This window comes from Bacillota bacterium (assembly GCA_012837285.1).
Classification (GTDB): Bacteria; Bacillota; DTU030; order DUMP01; family DUMP01; genus DUNI01.
The window spans coordinates 1-14,937 of sequence record DURJ01000081.1 but is presented as its reverse complement, the minus strand read 5'-3'; the positions used below and the strand labels follow the sequence as shown (position 1 = coordinate 14,937).

Sequence of the window (14,937 nt, the reverse complement as noted above, 5' to 3'; positions counted from 1 at the left end):
TTCTCCTATTTTTCTTTCTTCCCCTGCACTAACCGGCCTAGCATAGTTTTGCCAGTGGAAAAGGCGATGGATAAGAAGCTTTTTTGGTGGCTTAAGATGTCATCCAGGGCATTCACCACATAATCTATCTGCTCTTTTTCCACGATAAGCGGCGGCTCTAACCGAATTACGTTGGGGTTGTTAAGGGTATAAGCGGTAATAATGCGATGTTTATTAAGTAATTCTCCTGCTACCATGGCCCCTTGGTATTCGTAAGCCAGGTTCTTGAGCAAGCCACCGGTCAGGGTGTTTAGTACGCCTTCGGGCTGGTCAAATTCCAACCCGATGAATAAACCGCGCCCGCGCACCTCCTTGATCAGGGGGTATTTTTGCTGCAATTCTTGCAGCCGTTGTATGAAATAAGCTCCCTGTTCCCGGGATTTCCGGGGTAGTTCCTGCTCTAAGGTGGCTTGAATGCTGGCTAACCCGGCCGCCATGGCCCAGCTATTGCCACCGAAGGTGGATGTGTGTAGTAGCGCCCGCTCGGAGCTGCCATAACCCCGCTGCCACACTTCTTCCGCCGCCACGTAGGCGCTCACTGGCATTACGCCGCCGCCTAAGGCTTTGGCCAGGCAAATAATATCCGGTCCAACCTGTTCATAATCACAGCCGAACAGATAGCCGGTCCGACCAAATCCGGTTTGAACTTCATCGGCAATAAACAAGGCGCCGTATTTGGTCGTAAGCTCGCGGACACCGGCAAGATAGCCCTCTGGCGGAACAATAATCCCGCCTTCGCCTTGAATAGGCTCCACGATAAAGGCGGCCACGTCACCCGGCTTAAGTTTGGCTTCCAGCAGATCCAGGTCACCGTAGGGTATTTTTTCGCACCCCGGCACCAGCGGACGAAACGGCTGCTGGTATTTTTCCCGGCCAGTAACGGAAAGAGCACCCATGGTTTTGCCGTGAAACGATCCGGTACAAGAAATGATTTTTTGTTTCCCGGTGGAAATTCGAGCCAGTTTCAGGGCTCCTTCCACCGCCTCGGTCCCGCAGTTGCCAAAAAACGAGCGTCTTAAACCACCTGGTACAATTCGGCTTAAATTGTGAGCCAGCGCTCCAGCCAACGGATTTAGGGCTGCCTGAAGCATGTTGGGCAACTCTCCCGCTTTCGCCACCGCTTGCATGATCAGCGGTGGATTGTGCCCCAGATTCAAGGCCCCGTAGCTTCCGAGAAAATCCAGGTATTCATTCCCCTCTTCGTCCCAAACGTGCATCCCTTGGGCGCGGACAAACTTCTTGTCAAAGCCGATCAGACTCATCATGCTTACTAAATTCGAATTGACATAGTCCCGGTGATTCTGTACCAGTTCTTCCTGGCTAAAACTACACGCTTGGTCTATGGTGTACAGCTCTTTTTTGTTGTCCATGTCTAAACCTCCTCAACCCTTCGTGTGCACATTTCTGTACTCCTATTCGACAGCGTAGACTGCCGCTCCTTCTGTGCATATATATAATCAAACACAGCAGGAGGGTTGTCAATGCATATTGTTATTGATGTGCCGAGCCGACAATTACATCTTTATGGAAGTAACACCGTGCTAAATAGCTTCCCTATTGCCGTGGGCAAACCCGCCACCCCCACACCCCCGGGAACCTACACTATTGTGGAAAAGGTTCCCTACCCCGGCGGGGTGTTCGGCACCAGGTGGTTGGGACTGTCGCGGCGTTATTACGGCATTCACGGCACTAATGCTCCTTGGCTCATCGGTCAAGCAGTGTCCAATGGGTGTATCCGCATGTATAACCACGATGTGGAATATGTGTATGACCGGGTGGATACCGGTACTGAAGTACGGATCTTGAACCAGGCACTTGTCTCCAATCCGGGCCCAGGCGGAACCTATATAGTCCAGCCCGGCGACTCTTTATGGCTGATTGCTAATGAACATAATACCACTGTTGATGCTCTGGCCGCTGCCAATTATTTAAGCCCGCCTTATACTATTTATCCGGGGCAAAAGCTTTATCTAGGTAGCACGGAAACCAACGCTGCTGAATAGTATGCTTAAGCTAGCCAGCCTGAGGAGGTGAACAGCGTGCCTTTTGACCGCCGGATTTTTAGATATCCAGCTGTAGAATACATCCCTTTATATCCCCTGACCCTGGCCCTGGAACCTGCCTGGAAACCGCCGGACGATCGGGTGCTATTGTATGTTTTCTTAGATAAGGACTCTCTGCAGCAGGAACTTCAGCGTCTTGGTATAGTATTGACCACACCGGTGGATTTCAGCCAAAAGTTGGTTTTGCTGACCCTGGGCTACCAAGTTACTTCCGCCTATTACCGCGGCTACACCACTATCTTGCAGGGAGAATCGCTAGCGGGAGGATATCATATAGCTGCCATTCCCCGCGGCTATTTTTACAAAAACCGGGTTCATTTTGTCCTCTACGATAATAACGCCACTAAGTTGGGTTGGGCTAATATCAGTCTACAAAAGTACTAAATCGGCCCTAAGTACCACTTTGGCCCGCAGATATTGCCCAGCGGCGGCCGGCCTTTGGGCATCTTTGCTTGCGCCCGTTTGATAAAGTACCTCTGTAATAACAAGCTCGCCACCTACCTCTTGCCCCGGCTCGGCCTGAGGACAAAGAAAAGACAGCTCAAAAGGGCGCCTTTCTTGCCACAACTGTAACATGCCTGCCGCTTTGGCATAGGTCACAGCCAAAGAAAGCTCACCTAACCCCTTCACCTGTCCGGCTGCGGTCTCCCATTTTATCTGTTCCAACTGGGCCACCACCTGCGCTCCATAGGTGGCGAACCGGTGCCGGGGCTTCATTAAAACCTCCAGTTCAGCTAGTTCACAGACGGTGCCCAAGACCGGACGTTCGGCAAATTGGCCGGGCAAATCCTCTACTTCCACGGCGGCCACTATCACTGCCGGTCCATAAACCTTGCCGATTACAGTACAGGCTAGCCGAACCGTTGTCTGGCCGCTGTCCTTATCTGTTGACAGCGGTAATAAGCTGGCCTGGACATCTATATCGGAGACTGATTGCGGCTCGGTACCGGGAATATTAAGCAGCACCTGCCAGGGGAAGCTGTGCTCCAGGCAATATTCTTCCCCAAAGTCAGCTAGACAATAGAGGCTTAGTTGGATTTCCCCCCGAGAACAAAGGGTGCCGTGTCCTAGGTAGACTGCCTCTACCCTTGAACCCACGGTGTGATCCAAAACAACTGCTCTCTGGCCGGGAAGCACCACTGTTTGTTCCAGCAGGAAATCTTGTTGCTGTCGGCCCACCAACTTTTCCACCTGTATCCGGGCCGTTTTGAACCGGCCAGTCGCCAACACCGGTTCCGCCACCACTGCTGTTTCCTTTAGGGTCAGCAGGCAGAGCTGAAAACTGCACAAAATTTGCAGGTTTAGCTCATTGTTTTGGGTTCGGGTGGATTTTATACTCTCCACTCGTTCTTGCACTTTCACCAGTTGACCAAGCCGGCTCTCCTCGGTTATTAAGATCTTTCTCAGCGGTAAGGTAACATGATGAGCCCGCTCCTTGCCCTCATGGTCTACGTAGGGAAGACAAACCTCCAGTTGCCCTAAAATGGCAACTTGACCGTAATCAGCGCTGCCGCTCAAATTCACCAGCCGCACCTGGGGCTGGCCGGGGATATCCGATACCGGCAATGCCTGTAACGGAACAGTGCCCAGGACCAGTTCGGTAAAATCGCATTTGGCTACTGGCACCGGCAGCCGGACAACATTGGTCTGCTCCGGGGAAGTATTGGCTGCCGCCACCAGAATTTCTTGTTCTTGTTCCTGGCAAAGCTGTAATTTAATCTCTTCCCTGATACTCAGGGACAAAGTATAGCCCGAGGACAGCAGTTTCGCTCCCACTATTTCGCCGTGGACAGTAGCCGCCGGGTCTCCCGCAAACTCGGTGAGGGCAGCGGGCCAGACATAGTTCCAAGCGCTGGTATGGCAAAGCTCGTGTAGCCGTTTATCCAACCCAAGATAAAGAATCTCTTCCTGTGCTGTACCGCTCACCACCGCCGGCTGGGTCAAGCCGACGCGAGGTTCTTGTTCGTTAATTTTCGCCTGCACAATCTTGCTGCCTGGCGGATCCAAGGGCAGCAGCAATTGGCGGTGAAAGCTCCGGGTTTCACCAGCCTGCACCACCGGCAGCAAAGCCGGCTGGAAACGACACTGAGCCAACAGTGATGTCACCGCCGCTTTGATATTAACGTCGAAAGTGACGGCTACGGCCACTGCTATGTCGGCACCTTTGCGCCCGACCCGATTTACAGTGTATGTTGTCCCGGTAACCTGCGGTTCGATCACGCTGTGCCCTGCCAACAGAGGTTCTGTTAGGGTAAACTCTAGTCCAAAGGCGCTCGCTGCCTTCAGAGCCTGTAATCGGCCTCCAGTTAAGACCAGAGTCCCCTGGATCAGTACTTCACCCCTGATTCTAAGTTGCAGCCCCTCCACCTGCCCGCGGACAGCCCTAAGCTCGGCGCTAAGAGCCTGCACCTCCTGGGGACAAGCCCGCACCCTTGCACAACACTCCAGCTTAGCCGGTAGGGCGACCCTCTGCACAGTCTTGTAGACCAGTGGACTCTTCCTCTGATAGCTCACCGGCTTCCCCCTCCAACGTTCCTTGCTGATATAAGATATGGCCGCCGCGAGAAAAAAAGAAGACCCTGCTTCGTATCAGCAGAGTCTAAAGACCTAACCCAAAGGAAACCAGACTAATCTAGCTGCTCCTGCACCGCTGCCTGCACCCACTGCAGTACCTTCACTGTTGAGCGCAGCAAAACTTTGATGCTGAGGAGATTGTTAGCCCCATCAAATTCAGGGATCACGCCGGCCACAGAGGGCATTACTTTAGCCATCATCCCCGGTTGGGCTGCTGCCACTACTACATAGCCGACAAACGGCAGGCGTTCTTCGGTTTCGTAATTTACTCCGTCGGTGCCAGTGAAGTAGATACGGGCAGAAAGAACTCCTTGGACAATCACTTTGCCGGCGATGACATCAGTACTTATCTGTGTGACCGCACCGCTGACTTGATTCACCTTTTGAGCCGTTGGAACCAGGGTCAGGCTTTGCTGTAACAACTGGTGCAATGTCTGGGTCCCTACCACCCGCCTGGTCTTAATCAGGGTCTCGCCTACAGTAAGCGCCAGTTCCCGCTCTTCAGTAACTTTTACCGTCAGCATGTAGACAATCTTCTGTTTAAGTTCTGTACCTTCGGCCGTGAGTTCATACTTGATTTCATCCACCTGGGCCCTAACTTCGGCCTGCATGCCCGCACAAACACCGGGCAATTCTACCAAGGTGCTAAAGGCCAGCTCTTCCTGTTGATGATGCTCTAAGTTATCGTCCAGACCCACGGTAAAGACATCCTCGCTGATAGAACCCTTTATCACCACTTTGTCCGCAATGACTTCCGCCGTAGTAATCGTGATCTCGGCCCTGACGTCTGTTACCTTGACCGCCGGCTGGGATAAGATAACGGTGCTCTCGTTCACCTCTTCCCTGGTATTCTCCCCGCTGACGCCTGGGAACAGATACAGCGGCCCTTCCCCTGGCTCCAATCTTAATTGCCTCTCTTCTGTAACTTTAACCAGTAGACCGAGCACCGTCTTTAGACCGATTACACTGCCATCACTGCTAAGCTCAGGTAAGATGCTCTCCACGCACTCGTGAACAGCAACCTGCATGTGGGGCCTGGCCCCAGGAATCTGCACATAAGTACAAAACGGTGCTTCCTGAGACTGGTGATGCACTACCATATCGGTGCCTACATAAAACAGGTGGTGTTTTACCTTCCCTTCCACGACAACTGTACCGGGCAAGATGTGCGTCACCACATCCAGGACTTCGCCGGTGACGTTGCGCACTTTTACCGCCGGATCAAAAAGAACAACGTTGGTCTCCAATAATAACTCAGCCGTGTTCTCGCCCACAATCACTTCCGTTTTGACCAGCGAACTCAAGTCTGTCCCTCCTTAAAAACAGTAGTCGGGCCAAGCCTGGCCAGTATAGTAAGGGAGAGGCGGCGGCCTCTCCCTTAGTTAATGTCTTAGGTGTTTGTTGACGGACGTGGCCTTTGTGGTGGGAAAATATTTTCCGGCGGGCAGGGGAACTCAGGCTGCGGTCTGGTGACGCAGGGAGCGGGAACACAGAAGCCGTAGGTGGGTACACAGAGTTTAACCAGAGCCTTGATCTGGATTTCCTTACAGATTTTCTTGGTGCAAAGGAGCACGTTAAGTCCCGGATTATCGGGATCGGGAATGATCTCACAATGGCAAAGAGTACTTAGGATCCGGCACTGGCCAAAGGTGCCCTCGGGAGCAAACAACAGTACGGTATTAAAGAAGAACTCTGGCCCAATGCGCGTCGGACCACAGAGAACATTGCCGAAAGCATCAAAAATGGTAATGTCAAACACTAAACGCTGCCGTACCGTTACATCGGCAAAACCCTCGACATCGGGTGGGCCGACGTTTATGACTTCGCACCGTGTTTCCGGAAGACCGGTGGCTGCTTCGATCCCAAACACCAGAGCACAATCCACGGTGGCACCTGGCGGTAGGGGATTGGGGCAGGTCCCGGGTAGGGCAATCTGTTGGGGCAAAACGTCTTCCTTGACACACTGGTCGTACACTTTTAGCACTTCGATACAGTCTACAACCAGGTCTCTTAGTTCGCAACCAGGAACAGGAACACTGTCTGCATGCATAAATGATCCTCCTTCCTTACCTGAAGAACCTAAAGGCCAAGTAATTACTGCAGCCTTCTGGTTCCATGGCTGCTTTATGGTATGAAAAACGGGTCTAATTGGTGCATCAAGGGACAAGCCTTTTCCGATTTCTTCCATCACAGCCCAATGCTTGGGCCTGCTCTTGATAAGCTTGTCCCCCGTCGAAGAATACATCTGGTAATCCCTCAGCCTGATCTAATCGTTTTGCTGCCTTCACAATGTACAACTTATAATAGACAAAGGAGTTGCACCTGCACTCCCTTTTGTCGTCCAAGAACTTTGTATCTGGCCCAGTAGGATCAATTAGGTTTAAGGAGGAACATGCAGTGAGAAAGAAATTATTGAGCCTAACCTTAGTTGCTGTGGCAATTGGCACGGTTCTAGCCCTATCGACCACAGCTGCCGCTGCGCCGGCTTATGGCTCGGCCGAGTGGTACTTGCAGTATATGCAGCAGTATTCCAGCAACCCGCGTACACCTAGTCAGCCGGTGCCGACTCCAAAGCCGAACCCGACACCCAACCCGACTCCTAATCCTACTCCTAACCCCACCCCTACACCGCGACCGAACCCAACACCTTCCTATCCAACTAACCCCCAGCAAAATCCTAATTGGTATCTGGACTATCTTAACCGGTACCAACCCACCAGACCGAGTACACCGGCACCGAAGCCGAATCCCAATCCCAATCCGCCGGCGGACAATGATCCCGAGCCTGAACAGCCACCTGTAGAGACCCCAACTGGCTTAACCGCCGAGGAACAACAACTCCTGAACTACATCAACCAAGAGCGGGCCAAGGTTGGCGCCGGGCCGGTCACTATTGACCCTGAGCTAGTTCGCGTGGCTCGCCTCAGAGCCGACAAGCTGGTGGAGCTGGGTATCTACGAGCACAACATCCCCGGCTACGGCACCGCCGGACAGCAACTAACTAGAGAAGGTTACAAATACGCCTATCTGGGTGAAAATCTAGCTGCAGCCGGTTCCGTCTACCAAGCCCATGCTAACCTGGTGCGCAGCAGCGGCCACAAAGCTATCATGTTAGATCCCAAGTTCAGCAAAGTGGGTATCGGTATCTCGCACTATACCGGCAATAAATCAGGTATAATGGCCATAGAAATTTTCGCTCAGCCCTACTAATTTCTCAAAAAACCCTGCCGGGACCCCGGCAGGGTTTTTGGTGAGTTTATGCTATGGTGAGGGAAACATCATCCAAGTCTATTGATCCGGTGCCGGTCTTAGTGAATTTAATCTGCACCGCTGCCAAGTCACTGGGCGCCGGACCGAAAATGCCACGGTAAAAAACTCCCACGTTAGCAACCTTAGAGGCTCCAATAACTTGAATCTGACCTCCTACTGTCTGGCCGCCCATGGAATCGATAAAAATAAGCTGGGCAGTTAAGATCGAAGGGCCTGTGCCACCGGCATGAAATGCCAGTATATAAAAGCACCCGGGGATTACATCTGTCGTAAGAAGCTGAGAAGTCAGAACGGCATCGGCGGATGGCGTTCTTCCTAGCACAACAGCTTTCAGTCCGCTGTGGATTTTCTGCTGCACTTTCTCTTGATCGACGTTGGTACCTGACCAACCTACAGGGACCAGGTCACTGTCTGAGGCCACGAAATTTCCTTCGAAACCGAAGTTCGGTGCCAGTTCGCCTGTGTTGGGGCAACAAGTTTCTGGGCATTCCTCGTTTTGCCGTATCTGAAAATTTTCTCTATTCATCAATATCCCGTCCTTTCAGTTCAGGACAATTGTTTTTTAGGCAATGGATAAGGAAACATCATCCAAATCCACCTGGCCGACTCCGTCCTTGACAAATTCTACTCGTATACGGGCCAGATTGGCTGGGGCAGTGGGAGTTATCACATAGTAGTAGTTTCCTACGCCAGCGGTGATGGACTGGTCAACAATGGTAATGTTCGTCCGGCCAAGCTCGTTACCGCCGGTGTCAAGAAACACTACCGAGCCAGTGAAGGTACTACCATTTCCTAACGATCCGCCGGCAAAAAAGGAAAAATTGTACTGACAGCCGGGGAGAAACAAACCGGTATCAGTTATATTTTGACTAAGACTAGCATCGTTGCTCGGGTTAGCCCCCAGCACCACCGCTTTGAGCCCAGAGTGGATTTTCTGCTGGACGGTTTCTTGCTGAACATTAGTACCGGTCCAACCGTCCGGTACTCCCTGGGCGGAGAATGATCCCTCAAAGCCCGGGTTAGAGACTATCTCGCCAGTGGAAGCACAGCAGCTAGGCGGGCAAGGCGGAGGTGGTATTTTCCCTGCTTGTAGCAGGTGATATCGGCTGATATTCATCATGTCTCATCCCTTTCTTCTGGGCGAAACAGTATTGCCATGGACTTTATTGGAATACCAATACAGCATATGACAAGAAGGTCGAAAACGTGCCCTGTCCTATTTCCCTGGTAATGGTGCTGCCTTAGCAGCGGCCAAATAGGTACAATAATCCAGTAAGAGAGCTGCCAACCGCTCTTCGGCCTGTCTGTCCACCAGCCTGAGCAAGATACGGTTCGGCCGTTCGTTAACTTCCAGCAACCATGGTTGCCCCTCCCGGTCTAAACCAAGGTCCAGTCCCAGTTCCGCCAAGGCACCGGGCAACTGAGAATCCAGACAGCGGGCAATGGCCAGCGCCGCTTGGTTAAGACCGCTGAAGTAGGTGGAGGCTTGGTTGGGAAAGAGCTGTTCCAGTAAGCCCTGAGCCAGTACATAAGATCCACCGCACCAGCCATGGGTCATTACCCCCTGCCTGGGTGCGCAGCGTCCCACGGCCGCCACTTCTTCCCACGCTGCTTGGCCATTCTTCATTACGTGGACCCGAAAGTCCACTATCCGACCATTGATGGAAGCTAGCTGCACCCCTTGTTGCACTAGATAATCTTCGTTCGGAAGAAGTAGTCCTGTGATTTGGCTTAAGTCATCATATAGCTGGGATCGCCTCTTTCCGAAATCGGTATGCAACTCGCAGAAATAAGCGTCCGGCCACTTGGTTAGGCGAATTATGCCTTGGCCGTGGGATGCGCCTTGGGGTTTAACGTAGACTCGACAAAACTGATTCAGAAACTCGGCCAGTATTTCCAAGCTAAAGTGTTCTGTAGCCGGGATGTTAACTTTGAGCCCGGACACCGCTGTTAACATTTGATGCACATTCCATTTATTTAGCCCAGCGTGATTAAATATCTGCATTTTATCTTTGCCGGGGAGAAATTCGGCAAAAAGATGACTATATTTTTCTTTCGCCTCAGCCTCAAGTAATGTCCCCACTCGGTTATAGATCACCTGGGGAAAAGGAAATCGGTCCATGTACCATGTGTTCTCTGCCTCCGACTTGATAATATAGCCGGTGGCAGAACAGTCGGCAAAATCTAGATTACGGGGAGTAGTAAGAAAAGCCACCATACCGCGTTCCTGGGCCAGCAAAACCAGACGGCGGGCAAAATCCAGCTCCGGCCAGTCCAGCTCCAGCGGCCCGGCTGAACAAAGAATACCTACCAATGGTTGAACCGTCATGATCATTTGATCTTCATCCCCTCATACTCCGGTTAAAAATCTTCACAGTCTCCTTTGTCTTTTACACCGTTTTTTATCTCTTCCATACTATGTATTAAGCGGCGCTTACGCCCACAAGGAGGAATGATTATGGTTACTAACGCCTATGCCAGAATACTGCCACCGGAAGTTCACCGGTACTTTACCCAATTCGGGATTACCAATAAGCTTTTTAATAACGCCTTTAACCCTCGCCCTCTCACCGGACCGGCCAAGACCGGAGTGTGCCCTCCCAAGAAGCCAAGCCCGGGTGGAGGCTGAGGGAAACGTATCTAACCGGCCGGTGGCCGAAGAAAAAACACGCATAGCGTACAAAACCTACCTCGTAGGGGACAGCTTGCATCCGAAGGATGGTCTCTGTCCCGTCCCGGATTTTTTTCAATAGGCAGGCCAAAACGCGGCCACCACAGAGGGCTGCCTCTTCCACAAGGACCTGACTCTGGTACTGGCCAGGCCGACGCGCTAGGTTGCTGGCCCATCCTCGCGCTGTGCAGCGCCCCCCAGAACCGAGCTCGGCTCACTTGGGCCGCCTCTGAACTTGCCCCTTCGGGGCTCGACTTGCATCTGCGGTTTTCCCTCGCTCGCCTCGCTCTTTTGAATGAGGGCTAAGCTTCCCGCTGAGGATTGGGCCTAGCCACCTGGCGCATATCACTGACCAGGCATAACAAACCAGGGTATCGAGTACAATGGCCCTTGGCCGTACCTACCCTGAATATCGCATCGGCCACCCGAGGGAACGATCCCTGTGTCGTTCCGCTTAGTCCCGGATTCCCACACCAAATCAACCGGAAGGTGTGATTTGTTTGCTGTACTTTATTACTTATCCCAGTTGGGAAGGCCATTGGCACTGGTCCTATAACCGAATAATTGAAACCGGATTTAGACAACGGGGCTTAGCCGTAAAAACCATCGTAACGGACTATGTATCGTCTTCCATCCAAGAAGCCATAACCGAACTTCAAACAACAGAAAGCACGCCCGGCGACATCTGGCTCTTTTCCGTAGCTCAGAATCCGGTCATAGAACTGGTGGAACGAAAACCGGGGCGTAAGTTTGCCAACATCAGTAATTTGAGTTGCTTCCCCTTCGATCCGGCCCGATTAGAGGGAGTGGATATGGAGGAAGAGAAACGCTTTGGCTACTATGACAAGCTCTTTTGCAGTTCACAGTGGGCCCTGGAAAGCGCCGCCGCCGCTTATCCTCAACATCGGAAGCGGCTTGTTTGCACCGGTTTTCCCCTGGATTTTAGTCAATATGAGCCCTATTACCACCTACCGAAACGAGCTAACTTAGTGGTCTTTAACCAGCGCTTTTCCTGGGAGCGGCTGCCGTTGATCGAAATCGAACTAGCCCGCCGGCTCAGCGCTCGGGGATACGAAGTCTGGCATCTATATGCTCCTGTAGCCGGTGACCAGGTAAGCGCCGATCCCCGATTGCAGCAACTGGCCAGCAGCACCCAATCCACTGGGCTACGATTTATTCCCAATCGCACCAAAAAAGAGTACCTGAACAACCTGGCCCACGCAGCCGTGGTGGTTACCACCTCCATCTGTGATAACCTGTCCATCGCCATGCTGGAAGCTACAGCCTTGGGAGCCGTGCCCGTGGCCCCCAACGCCATGGCCTTTCCCGAGTTCATTCATCCCGACAACCTCTACCCTCCCTATGACTTAAACTACATAGAACAACTGGTCATAAAGCCGCCACAGCGACCCCACAGCATAGAGCGGTACGCCCATGAACGAGTGCTGGCCAGATACCTAGAAGCCATAGGGCCATAAAAATCAACAGGCGGGCACGGACTCCCGCCCCTAACCCATCCCAAAAACCAATTCCCTCCCTGCTGCATACGCTATGTTGAGTATCTGAATCCACAGGGAGGGATAAAACTGTGTCCAACAACCCAGAACAGAAATTGTGCACCGCTACAGTAGATAATCCGGAGCCAAGAGAAGCTTGCTGTCATGAACAAGCTGATACTGCTCAAGCAGAACTGGAATTATCCTCGGAAGCGACCATTGAACCAACGCCGGATCAAGCCGCCGGCCCTGACCCGAAAGAGCAGGCTCCTGAGGCAGATCCTCCAGCAGCTACTGACGCCGATACTGCTGAACAATCTCCTTGGTCCGGCCCCCAAGAGTCAACTGAAACCGATCCGGTCACCGCCCTCAAACCCGACCAGGATAAAGTTCAAGCAGCACCTCTACCACCAAAGTCTCGCATTCCGAGAGCTATCTTCCAGTATTATCTGCAATTCGGCTTTACGCCCCAAGCTGTGGCAGCCATCTTGCACTTACCGCCAAAAGACTTAACTAATAACAAGGTGTCTTTCGTTCCTACTACGCCGCCGAAAAATTGCTGAGGGTCGTAACAATTCGACCGGCGGCCGAAACAAAAAGCCCGGGTAAGTGCCCGGGTTTTCTATTGAGGTTTCTTTCTTGTTACTCCCTGTCGCCGACAGGAGTTGTTGTTATCAGTTCAGCCGCGCTCGGGCATGGTCCAGATCGTGGGCGGGATGCTTTCCGCCCCACGGGGAACAAACGGGGCTCGCCGGGATACCGGGGGGGAGGATTCGGGAATAGTAGGCCGCCCTCTCCCACCAGTTAATGGGGTTTTGGACCACGAGTCGTCCAAAGGCGGCTCGGTATAACTGGGCAAAGGACCCCTCATTGGTGGTGGCAGGTCTGGAGATGTACTGGATTCTGTAGCTACCGCTGATTGGACCTCTTCTTCATGCTTACGTACCGACACCAGCAATTGAATAACGCCTTCTACTTGGACCTGGTTTCGGTCTCGTTCTCCTTTACCGAGATGTTCGGCAGCATCAATCAATGTGCAAACTGGATCCCCGGCCAAATAACCCTTAATCTCTTGCGCTCTGTCCACCGTTGATTTGACGCTCACGTCCATACTGAGATAGCGAGTGGCACCGACAAAATGCAGCTTACCTTGCTCGTCTTTGCTTTCGTAACAAGCCGTAAGCTCTGCTTTGCCGTAGACCAGAATACGATCAGCTCTCTGTGGCCAGCAATGCAGGGCCGCAATATGAACCCCACAGTCCACTAGTCTGGCTCCGGGGTAACCGGGCAGTTGCCAAGTTACGCAAAACGGATTTTCTGCTACCGTCTGTAGCCTTTCGGGCACAGTCGTTCCACTCCCTTCACCCATAGTCACTGCTGTCATAATATGCACGGGCAGAGGGCACTGTGCCAAAAACATGGAGTCGCCCCGGAAAGAGCGACTCCAACATCTCCCTGACACGCCTGCCACTCTGAACGAAGTGAAGAGTCTTGGATCCTTCGCTGCGCAAGATCCTTCGCTTCGCTCAGGATGACAATTCTAAACACAGTCTGAATGACAATCTTGAACACAGTCTACCTGCCATCCCCTTAGCATGTTCGGCACTAGCTTAATTATCCGATAAATTGCTGGGTAAAGATAATCCCGTACGGACTGCCTTTAGCTATCCCGATCCCGATATGAGTAAAGTTGGGATTTAGGATATTAGCTTTGTGACCAGGACTGTTCATTAGGCCGTTATGGGCGGCAGCGGCTGTAGGGGCCCCGGCCAGATTCTCCCCAGCCGTGCGGTAAGCTATACCGGCCCGGTGCATTTGATCAAAGGGCGATCCCAGATCAGGGGATATGTGACCAAAATAATCGTTAGCCACCATATCGGCACTCTTGGCTCGGGCCGTATCCACCAAACGCATGTCCACCTGTAGCGGTTTTACTCCTGCCTCGGCCCGCGCTTTATTGGTCAGCTCAAGAAGCCGTGCTTCCTCGGCCGCCAGTTTGCCGGGGGTGGGAGTTTCAGCCGGCTGGTCGGGCTCGGTATTGGGTTCCGGGTCAGGTTCTGGTGTCGGGTTCACCGGTTCCGGTTTGGGCGGTTCCGGCTCAGTCACAGGTTCCGGGGACGGGGTCTGATAGCGGGCACCAAGCTGGGCCAATATCCGCTGCGTTAGGCGCTCCGCCAGGCTGTCCAGAACTGATTTGCCAAACAAGCTGCCCAATTGCTGCTCAAGTTGTGTGTGTACCTGCTGGTATACTTGTTCATACCAACGGCTTTCTATCCTGACCGGCGCAGCAACAACGGTGGCCGCTAGAGTCAGTACCAACACCGCCGTAACTAACAAGGTGACTAGTCTCTTCGGCATTCTACACCTCTCCCCACATCAATTAATTGTTATAAAGTTGGCAGCTTGATTATACCAGCGGCACCAGTTTCTGCGCAAAGGGCCAATTTAGACCAAAGAGGCTTTTTTTTACCAGGAGACGAATTCTCGTCCGTTGGGACAAGTAGGTTGGACAAGTACAGCCTTAATGGCCAGGAACAAGGGCACTGGGAAGAGATTCCTATTGAAAATGAAAGGGGCTGTTGCACTAACAAGCCCTAGAAACAAGAGACGGCGACTGGCAGGGATGCCAGAAGCCGTCTTTGCGGTAAAATGTTCTTACCATGAAACAAATTACCTCATAGCCAAATTATACACTTGCCGGGTGTGAATATCAATTGGCATTACCCCTGGATGTAGCATTATTAATCCCGGCTGATGATTCGGTGAGGCTACTTAACGCAGTGTTTGAAAGGATTGATTACAGCAAGTTGCGCGCTGCGTACTC

At 52.4% G+C, this 14,937-nt stretch carries 15 protein-coding genes; 6 read left to right on the top strand and 9 right to left on the bottom strand.

Annotation, left to right across the window (positions count from 1 at the left end; all coding sequences use genetic code 11):
- Positions 1-5: 5 nt before the first annotated feature.
- Entirely contained in the window at positions 6-1,409 is a 1,404-nt protein-coding gene (locus GX016_04940) for an aspartate aminotransferase family protein (protein HHT70909.1), read from the bottom strand.
- A 111-nt stretch (positions 1,410-1,520) separates the two neighbouring features.
- Here GX016_04940 and GX016_04935 point away from each other — a divergent pair, with 111 nt between their 5' ends.
- The gene (locus GX016_04935; GenBank protein ID HHT70908.1) at positions 1,521-2,042 is read left to right on the top strand and encodes a L,D-transpeptidase family protein; all 522 of its coding nucleotides are present in this window, start codon (positions 1,521-1,523) and stop codon (positions 2,040-2,042) included.
- Positions 2,043-2,078: 36 nt separating this feature from the next.
- Positions 2,079-2,486 carry a hypothetical protein gene (locus tag GX016_04930; protein HHT70907.1) on the top strand — a complete coding sequence of 136 codons (408 nt, stop codon included), beginning with the start codon at positions 2,079-2,081 and terminating at the stop codon, positions 2,484-2,486.
- On the opposite strand, the gene GX016_04925 is transcribed toward GX016_04930, so the two are convergent.
- The 3 genes from GX016_04925 to GX016_04915 form a co-directional block, all read right to left on the bottom strand.
- Positions 2,472-4,616 (bottom strand): hypothetical protein, encoded by a 2,145-nt coding sequence (locus GX016_04925; protein HHT70906.1) that lies wholly within the window; start codon positions 4,614-4,616, stop codon positions 2,472-2,474. The genes GX016_04930 and GX016_04925 overlap by 15 nt on opposite strands.
- A gap of 113 nt (positions 4,617-4,729) precedes the next feature.
- Complete coding sequence (locus GX016_04920; protein ID HHT70905.1) at positions 4,730-5,980, bottom strand: DUF3794 domain-containing protein; 1,251 nt, start codon at positions 5,978-5,980, stop codon at positions 4,730-4,732.
- Between the two features lie 86 nt (positions 5,981-6,066).
- Positions 6,067-6,726: a hypothetical protein gene (locus GX016_04915; GenBank protein HHT70904.1), complete on the bottom strand. Its 660-nt coding sequence runs from the start codon at positions 6,724-6,726 to the stop codon at positions 6,067-6,069.
- A 347-nt stretch (positions 6,727-7,073) separates the two neighbouring features.
- On the opposite strand from GX016_04915, the gene GX016_04910 reads away from it, so the two are divergent.
- Entirely contained in the window at positions 7,074-7,886 is an 813-nt protein-coding gene (locus GX016_04910; protein HHT70903.1) for a hypothetical protein, read from the top strand.
- 46 nt (positions 7,887-7,932) lie between these two features.
- Here the strand turns inward: GX016_04910 and GX016_04905 are convergent, their stop codons facing one another.
- From GX016_04905 to GX016_04895, 3 genes are all read right to left on the bottom strand, one after another.
- The gene (locus tag GX016_04905; protein HHT70902.1) at positions 7,933-8,472 is read right to left on the bottom strand and encodes a hypothetical protein; all 540 of its coding nucleotides are present in this window, start codon (positions 8,470-8,472) and stop codon (positions 7,933-7,935) included.
- Between the two features lie 36 nt (positions 8,473-8,508).
- The gene (locus GX016_04900; GenBank protein ID HHT70901.1) at positions 8,509-9,063 is read right to left on the bottom strand and encodes a hypothetical protein; all 555 of its coding nucleotides are present in this window, start codon (positions 9,061-9,063) and stop codon (positions 8,509-8,511) included.
- A 99-nt stretch (positions 9,064-9,162) separates the two neighbouring features.
- Positions 9,163-10,281: a YheC/YheD family protein gene (locus tag GX016_04895; GenBank protein HHT70900.1), complete on the bottom strand. Its 1,119-nt coding sequence runs from the start codon at positions 10,279-10,281 to the stop codon at positions 9,163-9,165.
- A gap of 123 nt (positions 10,282-10,404) precedes the next feature.
- On the opposite strand from GX016_04895, the gene GX016_04890 reads away from it, so the two are divergent.
- The 3 genes from GX016_04890 to GX016_04880 all read left to right on the top strand — a co-directional run bounded on the left by GX016_04890 (position 10,405) and on the right by GX016_04880 (position 12,676).
- Positions 10,405-10,575, top strand: coding sequence for a hypothetical protein (locus GX016_04890; GenBank protein HHT70899.1), 171 nt, complete (start codon positions 10,405-10,407; stop codon positions 10,573-10,575).
- Positions 10,576-11,117: 542 nt separating this feature from the next.
- Complete coding sequence (locus GX016_04885) at positions 11,118-12,095, top strand: glycosyltransferase family 4 protein (GenBank protein HHT70898.1); 978 nt, start codon at positions 11,118-11,120, stop codon at positions 12,093-12,095.
- 110 nt (positions 12,096-12,205) lie between these two features.
- Positions 12,206-12,676: a hypothetical protein gene (locus tag GX016_04880; protein HHT70897.1), complete on the top strand. Its 471-nt coding sequence runs from the start codon at positions 12,206-12,208 to the stop codon at positions 12,674-12,676.
- A 116-nt stretch (positions 12,677-12,792) separates the two neighbouring features.
- Here GX016_04880 and GX016_04875 read toward each other — a convergent pair whose 3' ends face one another.
- Positions 12,793-13,458, bottom strand: a complete 666-nt coding sequence (locus GX016_04875) for a hypothetical protein (protein HHT70896.1) — start codon at positions 13,456-13,458, stop codon at positions 12,793-12,795.
- A gap of 269 nt (positions 13,459-13,727) precedes the next feature.
- On the bottom strand, positions 13,728-14,186 hold the full coding sequence (locus GX016_04870; protein HHT70895.1) for a hypothetical protein: 459 nt from the start codon (positions 14,184-14,186) through the stop codon (positions 13,728-13,730).
- Between the last annotated feature and the right edge of the window lie 751 nt (positions 14,187-14,937).

Excerpts from the sequence above, each read along its gene's own strand:
- GX016_04900 (HHT70901.1), bottom strand. The coding sequence starts at position 9,063 with ATGAATATCAGCCGATATCACCTGCTACAAGCAGGGAAAATACCACCT.
- GX016_04935 (HHT70908.1), top strand. The coding sequence starts at position 1,521 with ATGCATATTGTTATTGATGTGCCGAGCCGACAATTACATCTTTATGGA.
- GX016_04905 (HHT70902.1), bottom strand. The coding sequence starts at position 8,472 with ATGAATAGAGAAAATTTTCAGATACGGCAAAACGAGGAATGCCCAGAA.
- GX016_04895 (HHT70900.1), bottom strand. The coding sequence starts at position 10,281 with ATGATCATGACGGTTCAACCATTGGTAGGTATTCTTTGTTCAGCCGGG.
- GX016_04890 (HHT70899.1), top strand. The coding sequence starts at position 10,405 with ATGGTTACTAACGCCTATGCCAGAATACTGCCACCGGAAGTTCACCGG.
- GX016_04915 (HHT70904.1), bottom strand. The coding sequence starts at position 6,726 with ATGCATGCAGACAGTGTTCCTGTTCCTGGTTGCGAACTAAGAGACCTG.
- GX016_04940 (HHT70909.1), bottom strand. The coding sequence starts at position 1,409 with ATGGACAACAAAAAAGAGCTGTACACCATAGACCAAGCGTGTAGTTTT.